Annotated in this window: 19 protein-coding genes and 3 pseudogenes; all 22 read right to left on the reverse strand. The window is 35.3% G+C overall.

The window, feature by feature from the left end; translation table 11 throughout:
- Positions 1 to 1,282 (reverse strand): DNA topoisomerase (locus tag J4O15_RS14700; RefSeq protein ID WP_208101322.1); only part of this gene is annotated, 1,282 nt, incomplete at its 3' end.
- Positions 1,283 to 1,491: 209 nt separating this feature from the next.
- Positions 1,492 to 1,845, reverse strand: coding sequence for a cupin domain-containing protein (locus J4O15_RS14705; RefSeq protein ID WP_007593636.1), 354 nt, complete (start codon positions 1,843 to 1,845; stop codon positions 1,492 to 1,494).
- 2 nt (positions 1,846 to 1,847) lie between these two features.
- Positions 1,848 to 3,281: a peptide-methionine (S)-S-oxide reductase MsrA gene (gene msrA, locus J4O15_RS14710; protein ID WP_442911603.1), complete on the reverse strand. Its 1,434-nt coding sequence runs from the start codon at positions 3,279 to 3,281 to the stop codon at positions 1,848 to 1,850.
- 100 nt (positions 3,282 to 3,381) lie between these two features.
- On the reverse strand, positions 3,382 to 4,146 hold the full coding sequence (locus J4O15_RS14715) for a nucleoside phosphorylase (RefSeq protein WP_009221188.1): 765 nt from the start codon (positions 4,144 to 4,146) through the stop codon (positions 3,382 to 3,384).
- Positions 4,147 to 4,275: 129 nt separating this feature from the next.
- A pseudogene (locus J4O15_RS16490) lies at positions 4,276 to 4,738 on the reverse strand (GNAT family N-acetyltransferase).
- A gap of 257 nt (positions 4,739 to 4,995) precedes the next feature.
- Positions 4,996 to 5,874, reverse strand: coding sequence for a CD1107 family mobile element protein (locus tag J4O15_RS14725; RefSeq protein WP_009221191.1), 879 nt, complete (start codon positions 5,872 to 5,874; stop codon positions 4,996 to 4,998).
- The gene (locus J4O15_RS14730) at positions 5,855 to 6,151 is read right to left on the reverse strand and encodes a conjugal transfer protein (protein WP_208101323.1); all 297 of its coding nucleotides are present in this window, start codon (positions 6,149 to 6,151) and stop codon (positions 5,855 to 5,857) included. Before J4O15_RS14730 ends, J4O15_RS14725 begins: the two co-directional genes overlap by 20 nt.
- 13 nt (positions 6,152 to 6,164) lie before the next feature.
- On the reverse strand, positions 6,165 to 8,492 hold the full coding sequence (locus J4O15_RS14735; protein ID WP_208101324.1) for a C40 family peptidase: 2,328 nt from the start codon (positions 8,490 to 8,492) through the stop codon (positions 6,165 to 6,167).
- Between the two features lie 77 nt (positions 8,493 to 8,569).
- Positions 8,570 to 10,996: a VirB4-like conjugal transfer ATPase, CD1110 family gene (locus J4O15_RS14740; protein WP_208101422.1), complete on the reverse strand. Its 2,427-nt coding sequence runs from the start codon at positions 10,994 to 10,996 to the stop codon at positions 8,570 to 8,572.
- A 43-nt stretch (positions 10,997 to 11,039) separates the two neighbouring features.
- Positions 11,040 to 11,429, reverse strand: a complete 390-nt coding sequence (locus tag J4O15_RS14745) for a PrgI family protein (RefSeq protein ID WP_208101325.1) — start codon at positions 11,427 to 11,429, stop codon at positions 11,040 to 11,042.
- Positions 11,417 to 11,710, reverse strand: coding sequence for a hypothetical protein (locus tag J4O15_RS14750; protein WP_009221101.1), 294 nt, complete (start codon positions 11,708 to 11,710; stop codon positions 11,417 to 11,419). The genes J4O15_RS14745 and J4O15_RS14750 overlap by 13 nt, the downstream gene beginning before the upstream one ends.
- 94 nt (positions 11,711 to 11,804) lie before the next feature.
- Positions 11,805 to 12,668, reverse strand: coding sequence for a VirB6/TrbL-like conjugal transfer protein, CD1112 family (locus J4O15_RS14755; protein ID WP_009221102.1), 864 nt, complete (start codon positions 12,666 to 12,668; stop codon positions 11,805 to 11,807).
- Between the two features lies 1 nt (position 12,669).
- Positions 12,670 to 12,885, reverse strand: a complete 216-nt coding sequence (locus J4O15_RS14760; RefSeq protein WP_005541812.1) for a Maff2 family mobile element protein — start codon at positions 12,883 to 12,885, stop codon at positions 12,670 to 12,672.
- Positions 12,885 to 13,208 (reverse strand): single-stranded DNA-binding protein, encoded by a 324-nt coding sequence (locus J4O15_RS14765; protein WP_009221105.1) that lies wholly within the window; start codon positions 13,206 to 13,208, stop codon positions 12,885 to 12,887. Before J4O15_RS14765 ends, J4O15_RS14760 begins: the two co-directional genes overlap by 1 nt.
- 330 nt (positions 13,209 to 13,538) lie before the next feature.
- A pseudogene (locus J4O15_RS14770) lies at positions 13,539 to 15,068 on the reverse strand (VirD4-like conjugal transfer protein, CD1115 family); the annotation flags it as partial.
- 284 nt (positions 15,069 to 15,352) lie between these two features.
- Positions 15,353 to 15,838 (reverse strand): PcfB family protein, encoded by a 486-nt coding sequence (locus J4O15_RS14775; protein WP_208101326.1) that lies wholly within the window; start codon positions 15,836 to 15,838, stop codon positions 15,353 to 15,355.
- Positions 15,839 to 15,926: 88 nt separating this feature from the next.
- The gene (locus tag J4O15_RS14780; protein WP_208101327.1) at positions 15,927 to 16,730 is read right to left on the reverse strand and encodes a KilA-N domain-containing protein; all 804 of its coding nucleotides are present in this window, start codon (positions 16,728 to 16,730) and stop codon (positions 15,927 to 15,929) included.
- Between the two features lie 224 nt (positions 16,731 to 16,954).
- Positions 16,955 to 17,990: pseudogene (locus tag J4O15_RS16495) on the reverse strand (DUF6017 domain-containing protein).
- A gap of 16 nt (positions 17,991 to 18,006) precedes the next feature.
- Positions 18,007 to 18,885 (reverse strand): ParB/RepB/Spo0J family partition protein, encoded by an 879-nt coding sequence (locus tag J4O15_RS14790; RefSeq protein WP_009221110.1) that lies wholly within the window; start codon positions 18,883 to 18,885, stop codon positions 18,007 to 18,009.
- On the reverse strand, positions 18,878 to 19,660 hold the full coding sequence (locus J4O15_RS14795; protein ID WP_009221111.1) for a ParA family protein: 783 nt from the start codon (positions 19,658 to 19,660) through the stop codon (positions 18,878 to 18,880). Before J4O15_RS14795 ends, J4O15_RS14790 begins: the two co-directional genes overlap by 8 nt.
- Positions 19,661 to 19,688: 28 nt before the next feature.
- Positions 19,689 to 19,868 carry a hypothetical protein gene (locus tag J4O15_RS14800; RefSeq protein ID WP_208101328.1) on the reverse strand — a complete coding sequence of 60 codons (180 nt, stop codon included), beginning with the start codon at positions 19,866 to 19,868 and terminating at the stop codon, positions 19,689 to 19,691.
- A gap of 22 nt (positions 19,869 to 19,890) precedes the next feature.
- The gene (locus tag J4O15_RS14805) at positions 19,891 to 20,340 is read right to left on the reverse strand and encodes a DUF6075 family protein (RefSeq protein WP_208101329.1); all 450 of its coding nucleotides are present in this window, start codon (positions 20,338 to 20,340) and stop codon (positions 19,891 to 19,893) included.
- Positions 20,341 to 20,478: the final 138 nt, after the last annotated feature.

Here is a 20,478-nt window from a genome sequence, read left to right on the forward strand (position 1 = left end):
CTTCATTTTTCTTTGAACCGTACTGTTTAAGATATTTTGTAAAGCCTTCATCTATAATGACCTTACCGCTTGCCTTAAATTCAAATACATCACCCTGACTTTCATATACCGCAACAATCTTTGTTATATTTTCAATTAAGGGATAGCATGCACTTGCATGGAGTTTATTTAAGATAAGGTTATATATTTTTCGTTCACTTTCAGGAATTGTGGACATATCTTCCTCTAAAGAACTTACTGTAGGTATGATTGCATGGTGATCCGTTACCTTAGCTGAGTTAAAAATAACTTTAATTCTCTCCGTATCAAAGTCATTTTTGCCAAGTATGTTGTTTATCGTATTTATAATCATATCTTCCGAAAGATGTCGGCTGTCCGTTCTAGGATATGTAATCATTTTCTTTTCATAAAGGCTTTGAGCATAGTCAAGTGTCTGTTTTGCACTGTATCCGAAATACTTGTTACATTCTCTTTGAAGTGTTGTTAGATCAAAAGGCAAGTCAGGCTTTGTAAGCTTCTCCTTTTTCTCCACATTTTTTACTACGATTGTATTTCCTACCACATTTACTAAATCTTCTACAATTTCAAGACTGTCTATTCTGTCTGTTGAAAGAGTAAAACCGGTAAAATAAAGCTCGCCTATATAATATTTTTCTTTCTTAAAAGCCGTTATTTCATCATCTCTTTTTACAATCATGGCAAGCGTGGGTGTTTGTACTCTTCCAACAGAATAATTTTGATTATAAATAAGTGAATACAACCTGCTCATGTTCATACCGACAAGCCAATCCGCCTTACTTCTGGCAAGAGCTGATTGGTATAGATTTTCATACTCTTTTCCCTCTTTTAGCTGCCTAAAGCCTTCTTTAATTGCCACATCCTCCATTGATGAGATCCAAAGTCTTTTGATATTCTTTTTACAACCTGACTGCTCATACACAAGCCTAAAGATTAACTCTCCCTCACGCCCCGCATCACAGGCGTTAATAACCGTTTCAATCTCTTTAGAGTTCATCAGCTTTTTAAGAGTGTTAAACTGACCCCTAGTTGCCTTTACAACCTCATACTTATACTTGCCAGGAATAATCGGTAAATCCTCCAATCTCCACTTGGCATACTTTTCATCATAAGCCAAAGGGCTTGCCATCTGTATCAAATGCCCCACACACCAGCTTACAATATATCCACCTCCTTCATAGTATCCGTTCTGTCTACCGGTTGCACCGATTACCTTTGCAATACTCATTGCAACACTCGGCTTTTCACATATCACTAAATTCATTTATAAATCCTCCTTTTTTGTATGAAAAAAGGCAACCGAAAGTTATCTGATTGCCTTTTAGTTTTTTGTATTTAATTTTTTATATTATTGCCTATTTACGGCTTTTGATTGAATTTCTATCTTCATATTTTTCTTGCAAAGTTTTTGGGGTTACTTCATATAAGCTTCAGAAACTTGAATTTATCAAAACACATTCAAAAAAATGTATTTCATTCGCCTATAGGATCATAATCTGCCGGAACCGGTGCAACGATACTCACAAAAACTATATCCTCTGTTCCTGTGTTCATTGCGCCGTGACATGCACCTTTAGGAGAAACGATAACCTGTCCTTTTTTTAAGGGAATCTCTTTATCCGGTTCGGGATAGAATATTCCTTCTCCCTGTAAAATGATCCAGATATCATCAGAATTGTGGTGACGGTGCTTCTGCAAGGTTTGTCCCGGTTTAATCACCCACACCGACCCTCCTGTAGATTCTGTTTGGTAAAAAGGTGTTTTCTTTGCAGCTTTTTTGTCTTCTTGTTTTACCATGTCCATTTCATAGATTCTTTTTTCTTCCATTGCTATATGCCGCCTTGTATTGATTTTTGATTATTCTTACTCAAAGAGCTTCCGATACTCCCCATACCCTTGTTCTTCCAGTTCATCGTAGGGAATGAATCTAAGAGCTGCCGAGTTGATGCAATAACGCAGCCCGCCGGACTCGCGGGGACCATCGTTGAACACGTGACCCAGATGGGAATCCGCGCCGCTGCTGCGCACTTCCGTCTGGACCATACCATGTGAAGTGTCCACGGCCTCAGTGACAGCATCTTCCGCGATCGGCCTGGTGAACGCCGGCCAGCCACACCCTGAATTATACTATACTTGTCCATGGATGTAAAGAGCGGTTCGCCGCTGACAATGTCGACATAAAGGCCCTTTTCAAAGAAGTCGTCATACTCGCCGGTGAAGGCGTACTCCGTGGCGGCGTGCTGTGTGACCTCAAAGGCCAAATCGCCGATCCGCACCCGAAGTTCATCTGCAGATTCTTCTGCGCTGTTTTGCTGAAGATCAAAGTAACTGCGCGGGATATGGCAGTAGCCGCCGGGATTCTTGTCCAGATACTTCTGGTGATACTCTTCTGCGGGGAAGAAGTTTTCCAACGGAAGCAGTTCAACAGCAAGCCTGGCTCCGGCTTTCTCTTCCTCCGCCCGATAAACCGCTTCGATTTCCGGAAGCTGGTCTTCTTCCGTATAATAGATCCCCGTCCGGTACTGGATGCCTCGATCATTGCCCTGTTTGTTTACAGAGAGCGGATCGATCACCATGAAATAGTAATTCAGCAAATCAGTCAGAGAAATTACAGCAGGGTCATAGTCGACCCGCACTGTCTCGGCATGCCCGCTGCTGTTACAGACGTCCTGATAGGTCGGAGCTTCGTCAGGTCCGTTTGCATAACCTGCTTCTGTTCGGATTACGCCGACAAACTGATCAAAGAACTTCTGCGTTCCCCAGAAGCAGCCGCCTGCAAGATAGATTGTTTTTATATTCTCCGGTATCTCCATAGTAGTTTCTCCTGTCACGATCTCTCCGGACCAGGTGTTGATCCCGCCGAATTCGTAGATGTTGGTATATCCCATGTCCGCAAGCTTTTGCGCTGCTTGCTTGGATCTGTTCCCGCTTCGGCAGTAAATCAGGATGATCTGATCCAGATCCGGGAGTTCTTCCGGCCGCTCCGCTTCAATGCTCTCATTTGGAATTAGAATTGCGCCAGGAATATGGCCTGCATCGTATTCATCTTGCCTGCGGGCATCTACAATCACATGCCCGTCATCCCGGGTCATCATCTGCTTTGCCATATCTTGATCGATCTGATGATAGCTCTCGACCTCTTGCACTGAACCGGCAGTATTTACCAAACAACCAGTCAGAAGAAAAATGGTCATCAAAATCAAAAACAACGGTCTTGGAACACCTGAGCGCCCTTTTTCTACTATTGCTCTCATCTTTTTCATTCTATGTTACCTCGGTAAATTCAAATTTGTCATAGTTTTTACATAGATAAAATTACAATTTTTCCTTCAATTATTATCTCAATAAAATGGAGTATCTTTTTTATATATTGCATATTAAATTCAAAGCAAGGTGTAATGCTCTAGAGTGTGACGAAATTCCCCAATTCCTTTCATCATGTTCAGTAACACTTGCAAGCGAATCCGCAGTAAAAAAGAATTGACCAAATGATGCTCCTCTTTTTTGTGAACACGCAGCAAGTGCAGCACATTCCATTTCGACAGCAGAGCAGCCTTCACTTAATCTATACTGAACCATTTCCCGTGTTTCCCTAAAAAAACCATCTGTTGTCCAAGTTATGCACTCTTCAAATGGTATGTCTAATTTTTCAAAAACATCCTTAATTTCACCAATCATTTTCCGGTCGATTTCAATATATCGTGATGGTGGTAAATAATGGAATGATGTTCCCTCATCTCTCAATGCTTTTGTAGGAATAAGGAATGCATTTTCTTTTATATCCCTCAGAACCCCACAAGAACCTGTTGCAATTATTTTCTTACAACCACAAGCAATCAGCCTGTCCAAAAGCTGTACGGACGCAGGTGCACCAATATTAGGACGGACAAGACATATTCTTTGCCCTTTATACTCAATCACATATATATTTGTAGTTCTACAGCAATTTTCAAATTCTTCGGCAATTATTGCATTACTATTCATTGCGAATTCATCTACGCAGTCTCCTAAGAAAGCAAACACACACTTTTCCGGAAGTTTCAACTCCTCGCAACCATGATTTGGTTTAATTACCTCTATAGAAAAATTGTCATATTCAAGTATAGGAATTTCATTTTTTATTATCATCTTCAGCATTCTCCTCTAAATATTAACTATTCATCTATTCATTATTTATTAGTCCAAACGAGTGGGAAATAAAATTTATCAAACCGGCAAATTTATTTTTTAAATCTACAAACCCGGAGTTACCATAAACTAAAGTTTACAAAACATAACATAGTCCTCTTCATTTTCACGAACAACTTCAAAACCTACTTTTTTATACATACTCACTGCATAGTTTATCTTTTGAACCGATAATGAAACTTGCTTATATTCTCTCTCTTTCAATGTCAAAAGAATTTGTTTCATAAGTTCAGTTCCAATTCCCAAATTCCTATATTCCTTGAGGAGAGAAATGGAAAGAGAGGGTGTTGTGTCATCAATAATCATTGATGATACGAGTCCATACAGCTCCTACTACCTTTCCATCAAAATCCGCCACATAACATAAATCATCTTTCTTGCCAAAATCAGCAACATATATTTGTAAATCGGGATGTTCTATAATATCTTTGGATGGAGCTTGTACTCCTTCAGGAATAAAAATAGCTTCATATAGAAAAGTATCCAATAAATTAATTTCATTCTGCTTTAATTCTCTAATTACATAATCCATTATTGCCTCCAATCTATGTTCTGTAAATTTATTATTTTATAAATCGGTATAAATTCCACACATACTATACCTCCATACTTTTTGAATTGTTTCTGCTACTTCTAATTTTCCATTATACTAATCATCTCGTAAATTCTAATTTGTTAAATACATGTATCAAATACAAGCCACCTATTAACCCCACCACTTTATACTTCTTTATCCGTATATATCATACTATATTAAGCCCAAAAATACACTATATATTCTTTACATTTTTACTCCTCATCTTCATCCTCATAAGCATCTATTGCCATATCATCCACTTCCTCCTGCTCCTCTTCCTCCGGTGCTTCTTCCGGAACCTCTACATTATCCTCGCTTTCATAATCATCCTCAAGCTCATTATAGTCTTCATCATCCTCACTTTCTTCCTGTTTTTTCTTATAAATCTTAAAATAATATCCTGCCCCGACAACTGCCATGACAAGCAATCCTAAAAATATATAAAGCCCTGCTCCTTTACTTTCTTCCTTCTTTTTAGGCTCTTCCTTTACCGTTTCTTCTTTTGTTGCTTCTGTTGGTGGCGGTACCTCTTCTATCTTTTTTACTTCCTCTTTAGGTTTTTCTTTTGCTTCGACCATATTTAGTAAATCATCTTCACTTACCTCTGTAAGCAGCATGACATTTTGCCCTTCTTCATCATAATTAATAATTAGATGAAAGGTCTTTCCTGACTTTGTTTTAAATGTAATGAACTGTCTGGCATCGGCAAAATATTTACCACTTTCATCCCCCGTACTTTCTCCATGATAAATAGGATAGTCCTGATTGGCATTATTTACATTTTCTATAAGTTCCGCCTTTGCACTTCCTTCTGCTGTAGGAATACCTTTATTTATACTATCACCTTGTCTACCTAACTGATTATCACTTGGAGGCTCTTTTGCCTCCAGTTTATTCGGAAAGCGTACTTCTCTCTCCCCGTTATCTTTTTCTAAGGCTGTTTCCTTAATTGCCTCAGTTTCTATTTCACTTTCATTAACCTGTGCAAAAACATATGTAGGGTAGATATTCCCTACAACAAACATCAAAAGTAAGAAAATAACTCCTACCAATCTTTTCACCCTGTTCTTTTTAGATTTCATTTCCTTCATTTGTATCCTCCATAATTTTTTCTCTGTTTTCCTCTACTTCTTTAGAATTTTCCGGCTCTTTCATTTTCTTTTCACTTTGCCTTTCCTTTTTGTAATTTCTCATCATTTCTAAAAACTCATCAAGTGAAATATCAATGCTTCTGTATTCTTTTAGAACCTCAACTTGCTCCATTTCCTCCTGCTCTTCTTTAAGTATTTCCTGCCTCAGCCTAAGTTCTTCTATTTTTTCTTCTATCGCTTTTTGATTTTCGATATTCTTTTGATATTTTTTATTCAACCTCTTCCTCCTGTTATTTAACTCTACCGAAACCATAGAAATGTTCTATCCAGTAAGGTGTATTGATACTTACAAAGCGAATAGGATTGCCTGCATGTATCATCATTCCGTCTCCTGCATAGATACCTACATGGGATATCGGACTCTTGCTGTTATAAGTGTTTTTAAAGAATATAATATCTCCCGCCTTTGCTTCACTTGGAGATATAGGATTACAATAAGTTTTATAAATCCCCCAAGCAGTAGTTCTTGGCATATTTTTAACTCCTGAATGTGTAAAACTCCAGCATACAAATGACGAACAATCAAAGTTATTCGGTCCGTTTGCTCCAAATACATATTTTTTACCTATATGTTTCTCCGCCTCGTTAAACAGTGCCTTAACCGTTACATCATCAAAGGCGATTCCCGGATTTGAAAAGTTGGGATTGTTTATAATCTCCGATAGATCCCCGTTATCACTTCCAAAAACAAGCTCCATATTGCCTTTACTTGAAAGCAGTGCTTCATAGTGAGCTAAATTGTTGGGATAAGAATTAAATACTTCTCTGATGATATCGTCCATTTCTCTTTTTTCTAAGTTTACAATGAGTTTTTTATATTCATAAGCTTCTTCATGGCTTTCTGTCTGCTCATTCCCCGCTTCATCAATATAGCTTGATGTAACGGTTTTATATCTGATTTCAATTTCTTCATCATAGGTCAATGTATACATTTGATTAAACAGCTGTTGTATTTCCTCGGCTATTTCAGATACTTCTTTTACCACACCATATCGAGATGTTATATAAGATAGCAACTCATGGACATTATGACCGATTTTTTCTTTTCCGTTTATTATATATTCATCATATCCCGGATGTGTCTCTTCTACGCTTTCCATTTCCTCTTGCAGTCCCTGTTCTAAAGAAGAAAATTCCTGATTGATATTCCTTAAGGTATCTTCTGAGGAAAGATAGGTTGTAGAAACGGTATCACTTATTGTTCCCGTTCCTATATTCATTACCATGCTTCCTGCCTGAACGAGCATAAAAAATGTTCCTGCCACCAAAAGTATTAGGAACACTATCTTTTTACTTCTTTCTTTTATAAATTCTGCAAACCTTTTACTTCCCTTTGCTAAGGATTTTTTAAGCCCGTTCTTTATCCTTTCTTTGTATTTCTTTTGAAGTTGCTTTTTATACTGCCTCCTTTTAAAAAACTGTCTTAACCTTGAAGTGTTTTGATACTCATTATTTTTCTTAAATTCTTCCATATTTTTCTTAAAAAACAGATTTTTTTCCTGTTTTTCAATATCTTTTTTAAGCCTTACTACCCTTTTTTGTCTTTTTAATGCCCTACCTTTTCCATGATTGTGGGCTTTTCTTTCAAGACTTTCTATGCCGTCTGTTGTCTTATGAGCGGCACTGACACCGGCATTATCCTCTTGTCCACTTTCAAGATACCTGTTTACCGCTCCTACCGCAACTATTGCACTCTTAGAAGATATGCTGTCCTTACATTTGTTTTTAAGTTTCTTTTCAAAACTTTGCTTTTTATGCTGAAGCTTTAAAATCTTCTTTTCCTGTTTTCTAAATTTATCATTGGCTTTTTTTGAATATTCTTTAGGCTTAGGCTTTGAATTATCCGCTATTTCTTCTTTATTATCATTTTTTTCTTTTACACCATCCTTTGTGTCTAGAGTTTTTTTCTTGTTTTTAGTCCTTGTAAATTCTTCATCTTCAAAGTTACTTTTAAAATATTTCTTTGGACGATCTTTTAAGCTTAAATCTTCTTTGTCATGGTTTTCTTTTAAGATTTTCTTATATCGTTTCCTATTTGCTCTTACTTTATTTTTAGACTTATCAGTTGTTATGGTGGCGGCATTTTCTTTATGCCTTCGTTCCTTGTCTAATGCCTTTTGTAAAGCTTTATCATCCCTAAAGCCCATATCATAGGGATTAGAAGCTATATTTTTATCCGTATCTTTAGATAAATCTTCATAGGTTTCTTTTTCTTTCTGATGAAATCTGCCTATCTGCCTTTGTCTGACCTTTCTATTCTTTTTTTGCTCAAAAAAAGATTTGCCCTGATTTATGTTTTCCTTTCTAAGTAAGCCATAAGAATCACTGCCTTTATTTAAATCCTTATATTTATCCTCTATATCCGTATGATTTATAAATGTTTTCTTAGATGAAGATTTCTTTACTTCAGTTGGTATCTCATCTTTAATCGGAACATCCTGATTTTGAACATCTTCTTTTTTATAACTTGTTTGATTTTTAGATGGAAAAGGCTGTATCTCTTGATTTAACGGCTTTTCTCTACTGTTTTTACACCTTATATTCTTTTTCTTTCTCAAGTTTTTTTACCTCACTTTCTGTCTTTCTTACAAACCCCATATATTATGTATTTATCTTGGATTCTGCATACTGCTTCTCACTTTTTATCTTTTCCTGTCTCACTTAGTTTTGTTGTTATCAATGAGTACAGTTTTGTATTTTTAGGAAACTTATCTATAAAGGGGACAATGGTATTTCCATAGAATATTAAACCTTCTCCCTCATTACTGTTAGTTACATAGGAAAGCTGGTGCTTTGAAATATTAAGCTTCTTAGCCAATGTATCTCTATCCGTTCCCGCCTGATTAAGCATCAGAATAAAGTCGGTATTATCAAAGATATTTTCAATCTCCGGACTTGCAAGAAGATCCTTGATATTTTGTGTTAAGCCTGTCGGCATACCACCCCATTTTCTGAATCTTTTCCAAATCTCTATAGAATAGTTGGCTGTTTGCGGCTCTTTTAAAAGAAGGTGAAATTCATCAACGAAATATCTTGTTGCTTTTTTACTTGCCCTATTTATTGTTACTCTGTTCCAAACCTGATCTTGTATTATTAACATTCCTATTTTTTTAAGCTGTTTTCCAAGTTCTTTAATGTCATAGCAAACCACCCTGTTGTTTGTATCTACATTCGTTCTGTGATTAAATACATTAAGGCTTCCCTTTACATAGATCTCCATCTCTACCGCAAGTTTCTTTCCTATTTTCTCCTCCTGTTTTCTAAGAAGATTATATAAATCTTCCAGTATAGGCATATTTTCAGGTATAGGGTTTTCAAAATAGGCTTTATAAAGAATTGGCAAGCACCTGTCAATAACTGAGATTTCTTCAGCACTAAGTTTTTTCTCTCCAACTACAAGCTCAAAAAGGGACAGTATAAAATCAGATTTTAATGACAACGGATTATCTTCATCTGCATAGTCAGTGTTTATATCAAGGGGATTTATATAGTCTTTTGAAATCGGTGATATTTTAATAACCTGACCTTTTAGAGCATTAACAAGAGGAGAATATTCAGCCTCAGGATCTGCAATAATGATATCATCATCCGTAATTAGGAAAGCATTGGTAATCTCTCTCTTTGCCGCAAAAGATTTTCCGCTACCCGGTGTTCCAAGTATCAGCCCGTTCGGATTTTTAAGTTTCTTTCTGTCAGCCATGATAATATTTCTACTTAAAGCATTTAAACCGTAATACAGACTTTCACCCTTAATAAAGAGTTCCTCCGTTGTAAAGGGAATAAATATAGCCACCGAACTTGTGGTAAGTCCTCTTTCTATTTCCACCTCATTTATTCCAAGCGGAAGGCTTGCAACAAGCCCCTGTTCCTGCCTGTAGTTTAAGTTTTTAAGGTTACAGTTGTGCCTGTTTGCAATGGATTTTAATGTAAATACGGTATTTTCAAGCTTAGTCCTACTTTTACCTGTACTCATACTAAGGATCGTTACTAAAAACATCTTTTCATCATGATTTTGAAGTTCAGAAAGTAAGCTTTTTGCCTCCGCACCATAAGTTACAAGATCACTTGGCAGGATATCTATATCATATCCTGCTCTGATTGCTTTTTTATTTTCCTCAAGTTTCATCTTATCAAGGTCGGTTATTTTTCTTTTTATATTTTTAATCGCTTCCATCCTGTCAACAGCTTTGATATGAAAGGTAACGATAATATTTTCTTCCACCTCTAAAAATTCTGAAAGCATTTCATCCTTTATATCCGATGCTAAAATCTGTAGAAAGTTTACATCTGCAAATACTTCTCCCATCTTAAAATATGTAGGCTTTGAAAAATTAAAGGAAGTCGGTACAATATATTCCTTTGTTGTAAGCCCGCTATATTTCAAATCTTCAAAGTTAAAAATAAACCTGTCATCAGGATTTAATATATCGTGAATGACTTTTAAGCGTTCTTCTCCGTCAAGTACATAGCCCTTTACACCCATCTGCCTAAAGTTATTTAATATATCCGATTCTATTCTCTCCAGTCTGCTTTTTGCCTGTTTTAAATCCTCAGCTTTTATGGTAAAGGTTAAATACATATTTTTTGACAGTCCATTGTTTCCCTTGCTACTTTGATTTAGGAGCATTTGTCTGTATTCATTTCTTATCTCATTAAAATCATCCTCGGTTTCTTTGATATTAATAAGCTCTTTCCTTTCTTCATTCTCACCTATACTGTTAATATAGTTAAACTCCACTTCCACACTTGAATCAAAGAAATTAAGAAAAGAAGAAAAGTCGGCAAATATCCCCTCCTGATCCTCTTCTTCCATAAGCCTATAATTAATATCAAAAAAGCGAATGGTTTTATTGTATTTATCCTTTTCAACCTGACAGATCCCGTCCTTTAACATTCTTTTATAGGGAATTGTATCCTGTACCGTTTCCTTTTTCTTAGACTTTATCAGAAAGGGAAACCACCCCTTTTTTATGAATGATTTCCCGTCTTTTTTATTGCCTGTATTCTTTCTGCTTAACTTTTTAAACTCGGATAATTCCTTACTGTTTTTCCTAAGCTCCATTTCATCCCTTTGTATTCTTTGCTCTTGTTTTTTCTTCTTCTCATTATTCAATTCTTCTCCTCCTATTACCCTTTAAGCCGGACTTATTTATAATTATTTTCTCTTTTATTTTGTCTTTCTTATCAGTGTTATAAATGCTTTTCATCTTATATACCCTTATCTTTTCAGCCTTATGAAACCTTACTATATATGCCAAATGCTTTTCAAATGGCAGATTATCTTTTTCATAAAGCGTTGCAAACAAAATCGGAAGTACTACTATACTCATCAGTATCATTGAAATATCCGTACTTAAAAAGTTTTTACATAACAGATAAACAGGAAAACCTAATAGTCCTACTATACTAAAGCCGATCAACTGTCTTTTAGTAAGGTTAAGGGCTACCTTTGTTTTTACTTTGCTAAGATCCTTCGGTACTTTTACATATGCCATAAACTTTTCTCCCTTGATTCTTCGCTATTTGAAAGTGCTTCTATATGTTCCCAAAGTGAGATGATTTCCTCTTTTACCTTCTCTAATTCTTCTGCAAGTTCAAAATCAGCTTTACATAAGATATTTTCATCATCTTTTATTATTACAAAGTCAAAGTCTTTATCTAAGGGTACTGATATATCCTGCTTTTTTCTGCTTATGATCTTACCAAGCAACACCCCTATAAAAAACATTACTCCTGCTCCTGATATTATTCTCATTTTTTTATTTAATATTTTCATTGCTACCTCCCAGTACTTATATTTTTACTTAAACCTACTGTTTTAATTTCATCATTTCAATCTTTTACTTTTGCTCATTTTGAACAAAAGTCATCTAATGGCTATTAAGAATAGCCTTTGCGATACTTCCCGACTTCATCATCATTACTCCAAGTATCAATCCATATGCCAGCACCTTGAAAATACTTACATGAATATCCGTAAAGTTTACGGTTTTTACAAGTACCGCATAGATCCCAAAAAAGATTAAAATAAACAGTCCTTGAAGTCCAAGTGCAAACAAACTTTTTATATAATTTGTTCCTATACTGCTCCATTCCTTATTTCCCATTGTGGCAAAAGGAATAGCGGCTACGGAACAGTAAATATAAATTTCAATCATTCTTCCGTATAAGATTACTGTAATTAAAACAGAAAGTATTGTTAAAGAGAGTTTAACAAGTCCTGTCTCAAGTGAAATTCCGATGAGTGTTCCAACACTTTTCTCTTTTAGGGCATCAACCATAGCATCAAAATCTCCCGGTGAAATATTCGCACTGCTTCCCACAACCCCGGCTGCCTTTCCTACCATTTCCTGTGCAACATCAAAGACCGCCATAGAAAACTCAAAAGCGTGGGATACAAGCCATACAGCTATCCACATCTTTATGATGTATTTGAAAAACTCAAAGGTATCCGTATCATGCATGGAGTTTTTTTGCATTACCACTTGAATTAATTCAATACAACAGATTGCTGTAAGGATTATTACTGCTATGGGTAAAACAACATTTTCATTGATTGATTTTATGAAGGCAAATACCTCCGAGTTCCATGAACTCGGAGTTTTACCAACCTCTCCGGCAACTGTTCCCACTTTCTCATTAATATCTAAAAGCATTGCCGAGAGATTATCCTTAATTACATCAATCATGATATTCTTGAAAAACTCATCTATTTTTCCAAATAAATCCAACATATTAATTAAGTACAGTGGCAAGTAGCGGAATTAGTTTTAGCCCTATTAAAACTATTCCTCCCCCTGCCATAAGCTGCTTTATTCCCTGTGATTTCGCTCCGGGGTTGTCATTTCCATAACCTTCAAGCAGGTTTATGACTCCCCATGCTCCAAGTCCTGCCCCTATTGCTGTTACCAAAATCTTTAATACATCTACCGCCTGTGTAAAAAATGCCATTATTCTTCCTCCTCATTTACTGTCTTATCTGCCTTGTTAAGATGTTTTACAATAAAGTTTCTATAACTTTTATCTTCCTTTTTAACCTCTTTAAAATAGCCGAAAACATGAATAAAATCCCCTTTTTCAAATTCCTTCGTAAACTCGGCTTTTTCACCGTAAACATTACAATTTATATATTCCTTCTTTTTCTCCCCTACCTTTCCCATCTTTCTAAAGAGAGTAAAATTAGCAGCTTTAACTTCGCCGTCCTTACCCTTAATAACTTTTATCTCCACTTCATTAATCAGATTTCCATTGATGTTAAGCATTTCTTTTTGCATATAATTTCTCCGTTTCCTATTTGATTTAATAAAAAAGACCATAGTCTTTTCAAGTTACCATAGACTTATTTATATTTTTTATGCTGACTTCTGCTCATTTTGAACTAAAGTCGGAGGGCTTCTTACCTTTGCTTTCACTTAACCATTTCTCCTTTTCTTCAACAAAAAAAGACTAAGATTTGATTTATCTTAATCCTTTACTTTGCCCAACCTCTTCCCTGCTTTTTTAATTCTCATTTCTATCTTTTCCCATTCATCCATTTACTAATCCTTTCAAAAATTCGGTTTGATATTAACTTCTGCTCATTTTGAACTAAAGTTATCCCGAGTTTACCTATCAACCTCCACCACCTTTACCCTCATTTCTTCTTTTAAGTTGACCTTATCTCTTCTTTTTAAATATTTTTCTATATCAAAGGCATTTTTCTTGTTGTAGTCTGAAAGCAGCTTATAATTTTTATGCTTTGTAATATCGAACTTATCTGAATAAAAAGGTCTTGCTCCTCTTATCTCCAGTATGCACTTCCCACCATCCATCACTTTAAGTTCATCCCTGCTCATAAGTTCTTTTCCAAGTTTTTGATAGTTCAGTCCGAAAGATTTTTGATTTGACCTTGTTTCCGATGTGTTATACAGGTCTATGGTTTCTTTTCCTAAGTTCTCTGACAACTCCTTTATGGTTGTTCCTTCCTTTCCACCCAAAAATAATTCACTATCACAATTACCTGAAATCGTATCGGCATTGTCTTTATATATAGCTTTAAGTTGTGATTTTGCCTGGAGTATAATACTTGCGGATATTTCTCTTGAACGAATGGTTGCAATTAACTTTTCAAACTTTGGAATCTGACCGATGTTACTGAACTCATCCAATAAACACCTTACATGAACGGGAAGTCTGCCGCCATAGACATCATCCGCCTTATCACAAAGTAGATTAAATAGCTGAGTATACATCATTGCCACTACAAAGTTAAATGTATCATCTGTGTCTGAAATAATAATAAATAGGGCTGTTTTCTTATCTCCTATAGTATCTAAGCCCATCTCATCATACTCCATAAGGTTTTTAAGCTCCTCAATATCAAATGGAGCAAGCCTTGCACCACAGCTTATAAGAATCGATTTGGCAGTTTTTCCGGCTGCAAGCTTGTATTTACGGTATTGCTTTACCGCAAAGTGATTCGGCTTTTCTTTTTCCAGTGCATCAAAGATATAGTCAACTGCATTTTTAAAGTTTTCATCTTCTTCTCTTACCTCACTGGCATCAATAAAAGCAAGCAGTGTTTCAAAGTTTTGCTCTTCCTCCGGTGCTTCATAATAAAGATATCCAATCAGTGCGGTGTAATAAAGGCGTTCTGCTTTCACCCAAAAATCCTCACTGGATTTTTCTCCTTCGCCTTTCGTATTAGCTATAATGGTTTGTACAAGCTTTAGAATATCTTTTTCACTTCTCAGATAGGCAAATGGATTGTAGTGCATGGATTTTTTGAAATTTATTGTATTTAGCACTTTAATATCATAGCCGTTTTTCTCAAGCATATTTCCACACTCTATGAGAACGGTACCCTTAGGATCTGTTACAACATAGGATGAGTGCATTTGCATAAGATTGGGTTTTAGAAAAAATCTGGTCTTTCCGCTTCCTGAGCCTCCCACCACAAGTATATTTTTATTCCTTGCATATTTAGGGTTTTTAGGTCTACCATTCATGGTAAGTCTTTCCGTATCAGTTAAAAGAATGTTATTTTCAAACTTTTCATCTACATACGGCTCTATATCTTTTGAGTTCCCCCATCTTGCTGATCCATACTCTTTACCTTGCCTAAACTTCTTGGCATTTTTTCCTTTGGTATAGACAATTACTTTGATTAGGGCTGCTACTATTATTCCCACCATTATATCTATTAAATGAATACTTGGAATAAAACTTATTTTGCTAATTTCTAAAATCGCCTTAAAAATCTTATCCAAAATATCTCCACCTATATAACTTCTAACATGTGCTGATAGGATGTTTCCCGGATAAAATAAAAAGAGATAAGGTAAGTTTTGAATTACAAACTTTTTCTTATCTCTTATATGAAATATATTTTTTATATCTTTCAGTATTGCTTCTAATATCTTCGTATTTACCCCTCCTTCTACAAACTCTGTTCTTTAAGCTTTTCTTTGATTTTATCTTTCTTAGGTGCGTTTTTTACCTTTTCTTTGAATTGATTTAGTTTGACCATTACCGATTCTCTTTTCTTATTCTTTCCGGCAAATTTTTCTACTGCTTCCTTAAACGCCTGCTCCATAACCTTTTCATCCTTTGCATGAAAGAAGATGATATTATTTACTGTAGTAAGATCTTTTTTTATACTGAATTTTACTCCGTTTTTATTTAGCTCTCTTTTTAAGCTCTCAAAATCAAGGTCATTTAGTTCTAAGGTTTCAACCTTCCCTTTCTTCACCAACTCTTTTACGGTTGTAGGTTTCTTTTCTTCTATAAACTCCTTTAAACTTTTCCCTTTTTTGGCTGCCATATTTAACATTTTTTTCATAAGGTCTATTATCATTTTGGCAGATTTTATATTTCCACTTTTTACTATAGCAATAACTTGTCTGTTTACTTCTTCATTGATCAATAGTTTACCTCCCTTCATCTATTACAAGAAAAAAGGTAGTTAGATTTTACTCTAATTACCTCTTTACAGGATTCTTTTAAGATTCATTTTACTTCAGCTTTTTTACACTTTCAGCTTCAGATAATATTTTCATCTGCTCAATTGCAATAGAATTCAATTTTTCCAATCTGTCCGACTGTTTCATCCCTTCATTTATAAATACTGCATTTAGGTTTTCGAGATTAGAAAGGCAAACAAGTTGAGATATATCCGCATAATCTCTGATATTTCCCTTTAAATTTGGATTTTCATCTCTCCATTCCTTTGCAGTCATTCCAAACAAAGCCATATTCAAAATATCAGCCTCATTTGCATAAATAAAGTTGATTTTTTCCTTTTGCAGTTTTTCAGGTATAAGATTATTCTTTATAGCATCAGTATGAATCCTATAATTGATTTTTGCCAAATTTCTTTTTATATCCCAACCGAGTTTCTTTTGTTCTTCTTCTTTTAAGCGTTCAAATTCTTTTATTAAATACAACTTAAAGTATGGGGATACCCAAGAAGCAAACTCAAAAGCAATATCTTTATGTGCGTAAGTTCCTCCGTATCTTCCTGCTTTTGCAACAATACCGATAGAATTGGTTTTTTCTACCCACTGTTTTACCGATAAAACAAAGCGATTCAGTCCGGCTTCATTTTTAATTCCCTCGAATTCGAGGGAATTAAAATCAGGATTATACATTTCCTCCCAAATACCTAAAAACTCTATGGTATTTTTATTTCTTAGCCACTTCTCGATTAACGCTAAACCGTTTTCAATGTTTCTTACCATATCAGTTAAAGAAATATAATCTTTATCATCTATGGCTATAATGCTGATTTCAGATCCTTCAACATTTATTTTAGACACAAAATCACCTCTCAATTCTTAAATAAATTATAACTATTATACCTTTTTCCCACTGCAACCATTATGTCGCCATGCTTTATAATTTTCACTTATCTGCATCATTTTTTTATTCCTTCCCTCTTCTGGACATTATGACCAGAAGTTATAAAAAAGCAGATACACAGTTTCTTTATATACCTTGTATTTTATTCTACACTACAATCAAAAGCAATAACAGCATTACCTTAAATAATATCCTTTTTACACCAGCCTCCTCCATACATATCGTGATTTACTTCCTGCTGATAAAAATGATTTATTGTAGTGGTTGCATTATAAAGTGCCGTAATCATATATGCCTTGATATTTGTGATTTTAGTGGCTGTATTCTTCATACATTCAATCACATATTCCAAATGGCTGCTTTCCAGTTTCAAAAATCTTGATTTCACAAGCTCATACGGATATTCTTCTCCTGCTACCCTGATTGTTGGACGCCTCACACATACTACCTCACATATTACTTGAAACAGTTCATCATAGAGTTCTTTTTCTCCATAACTATCATATTTCATATGATGATTATAACTGATATTTTCTTTGATCAGTTCTATGCATTTCTGTACATCATCTATCACATCATTCTTCTCTAAATCGGATTGAGTGATAGGATTGATATAACTCTCCTCAATATAGTTTAAATCAGTTTTATTATATTTAGTATAATTAGGGTTCGATTCTCCAACTTCTTGAGTTTCGTTTTCCGAACTTCTAAAGGTTTGTTTTTCCGACTTCTTGAAGTCCTGTTTTCTGACTTCTAGAAGTTTGATTTTCCGACTTCCTAAAGTCCGATTTTCCGACTTCAGTGATTTTATCAGTATTTACTGCCTCTTTTTTATCTACATTTCCTTCCGGCGAAGCAAAATTCTTGACATATATAATATCCGGTTTGCCCAATCCTCTACGAACTTTTTCCACCAAACCAATTCCCTTAATATTGTCCAGCTCTGCAAGAACCTTAACCGCCTTTTCCTTTCCACATCCCAAATCTTTCATAATACTATTTATGGTATATATTATATATGCTCTGTTATTATCATCAAACCATTTATTTTTTATAGATAAGGACATACGATCAAGCATCAGACCATATAAAAGTTTTGCATCACTTGATAATTTCTTAAATCGTTCATCCTTGATAAGCAAGCGAGGAACTCTATAGAATGAGAACTGCTCCGCTTCAATCCCATAATAATAATCCAGTTGTAATATTTCACTCATTCCCGGCTCCTCCTTTCTACTGATTGTTCTTCCAGTTATCCAATAACTGATAAATAATGTTCTCTATTTCTTTCCTGCTATATGTTACAGGGAAATAACTGTTGATACGCTCTGCTTTTATAACAACCTTTCGTTCCACAGTTTTCACTTTTTCAAGCACCATACGAACCATTGGAAATGTAAGCTCACCCTTTTTATAACTTTCCTTGAGCATGGAACTTTGCAAAGTTGTAATAATAATATTTGTCTCCTGTATTACAGCCAAAACCCATTGCTGTACATCCTCTGATAAAAATGATAAATCAACTGCCTGCATTATACCTATTTTCTTTGTATCCACCATATCAAGCAACTCATCCGCCAAGCGTGAAATCCATATATATCTCTGAACAGTCTTTGCGCTCTCTCCTGCCGCTTCTCCAAGTTCCCCAAGTGTAAGTCCACCTGCTTTACTTCCCTGATGTTTCATTGCATCGTATTTCATTCTGTACGCTTTTGATTTCTCGCTTGGCAGAATATCTTCTCTTTGAATATTAGAATCTACCATGATAATTGTAGCTTCATCATCTGTATAATCACGAATAAACATCGGCATTGTAGAGAGTCCAACCATTTCACATGCATATTTTCTACGATGTCCGGCGATAATTTCGTAACCGCCGCCTTTCATCGGTCTTGCAATACCCGGCATCAATACCCCATACTCTCTGATACTTTCAATCATTTCTTGCATCTTTTCATCATCCAATACCTTAAACGGATGTTCTTTGAACTCATGAAGTTCTGTTAATGCAATTTCCTGTACTTGCTCTATTCCTGACTGTGGCTGCTCAATCCCGAATAAATCATCAAAGCTGTTAAGCTTTACCTTTGTAGCACTTCCTGTCTTATTCATTGCAAAGCACCTCCTTTGTCAATGACTTATATGCACTTGCCACTTTCCCATTCGGATCGTGCTTGTAGATGCTCACACCTTCCGCAGAAATTTCCGCTGCCCTTACCGACATTGGGATACTGTTTTCAAATATATGAACTTTGCTCCCATAATTTTCAATAAGCAGATTACTGATATCTTTTGCATAATTGGTACGGTTGTCAACCATTGTTAGCAAAATCCCCTCAATCTCAAGTTTCTGATTAATCTGACGCTTTACTTTCCCTATGGTTTTAATAAGTTGTTCCAAGCCTTTTATAGGTAAATATGCCGCCTGTACAGGAATTAAAATACTATCTGCACAAGTAAAAACATTTATTGTAATCATTCCAAGGGATGGCATACAGTCAATCAAAATATAATCATAATTTTCTCTCTGCAAGTCTATATAGGTTCTCAGTACGGTTTCTCTGCTCATCACATTAATAAGTGAAGTTTCCAAACCTGAAAGTTCTATATTTCCGGGTATAAAATCAACTCCTTCATCATGGCTTAAAATTCCATAATCTGATCTTATTTCCTCATCATTAATAATGTTTCCCATTATAGTTGCAAGTGTAATTTCCAATCTATCCGGCTCCCTAATCCCAAGACTTGCCGTAAGGCTTCCTTGTGCATCTGCATCTATCAACAGAACCTTCTTTCCTTGCCTTGCCAGTCCAATTCCCAAGTTACTTGTTGTTGTGGTTTTTCCAACTCCACCTTTTTGATTTGCAATAGCTATAACTCTACACATGATATAATTCTCCTATTGTTCTACTATTTTAGTTGTCTTTTTTCAAATTTACTTTCTGCACTTGTGCATAAGCCCTGTAATATTTCCTTGTTCCCTTATTGCTATAAAGCTCTGATATCTCCAGAACTTCTATTTTATTATTACTGCTTAATATTTTTTGAAACCATGCAATATCACTCTTTGTTCCCATTAATCTGATTTTTAGCATTAGTTTGCACCTCCAATAAAGCTTATATCTCACAATTATAATTAGCGTAGTCAGGATAGCGAATCTGTATCGCTTGCCAAAAGAATGGTGCATAAGTACAGCAAAACAAATCTTCTACTGTATACTTCATACACTCATCCATCTGTTCTTCCGGTTCTTTATAATCATCTACACTTGGTGTAGTGTTACAATAAAGGTTAAATGCCAGTCTCACCACCTTCATACTGCTACCTGTTTGCCACCCCTCACACAAACACTCGGTCTTTATATCACCGGTCTTAAAATCATAAATACTGTTAATATTTCTTCTCGTATCAGGGCTGATACCCAGACAATAGCAAAGTGCCTTATGGTAGGCATCTTGTTCCCTTACTTCTTTTAGTTTTTCATAGTAGAATTTTTCATGTGCTTCGCTATTAAATATAATAGACCGTTTACTATTATTTTCTGCACTTAACGCTGTGTTCTTCATATTGAACCTCCTTATAGGTATAAAAAAGGGAACAAACACTTATAAAAAGTGCTTATTCCCAAACGTTAAACAAGGGAAAGCAATAAATGCTTTCCCTCGCAGAACTTTATATATAGACTTTTACTTCAATATCTTTAA

Origin of the sequence: Lachnoanaerobaculum sp. Marseille-Q4761 (assembly GCF_017565785.1) — a bacterium.
Classification (GTDB): Bacteria; Bacillota; Clostridia; order Lachnospirales; family Lachnospiraceae; genus Lachnoanaerobaculum.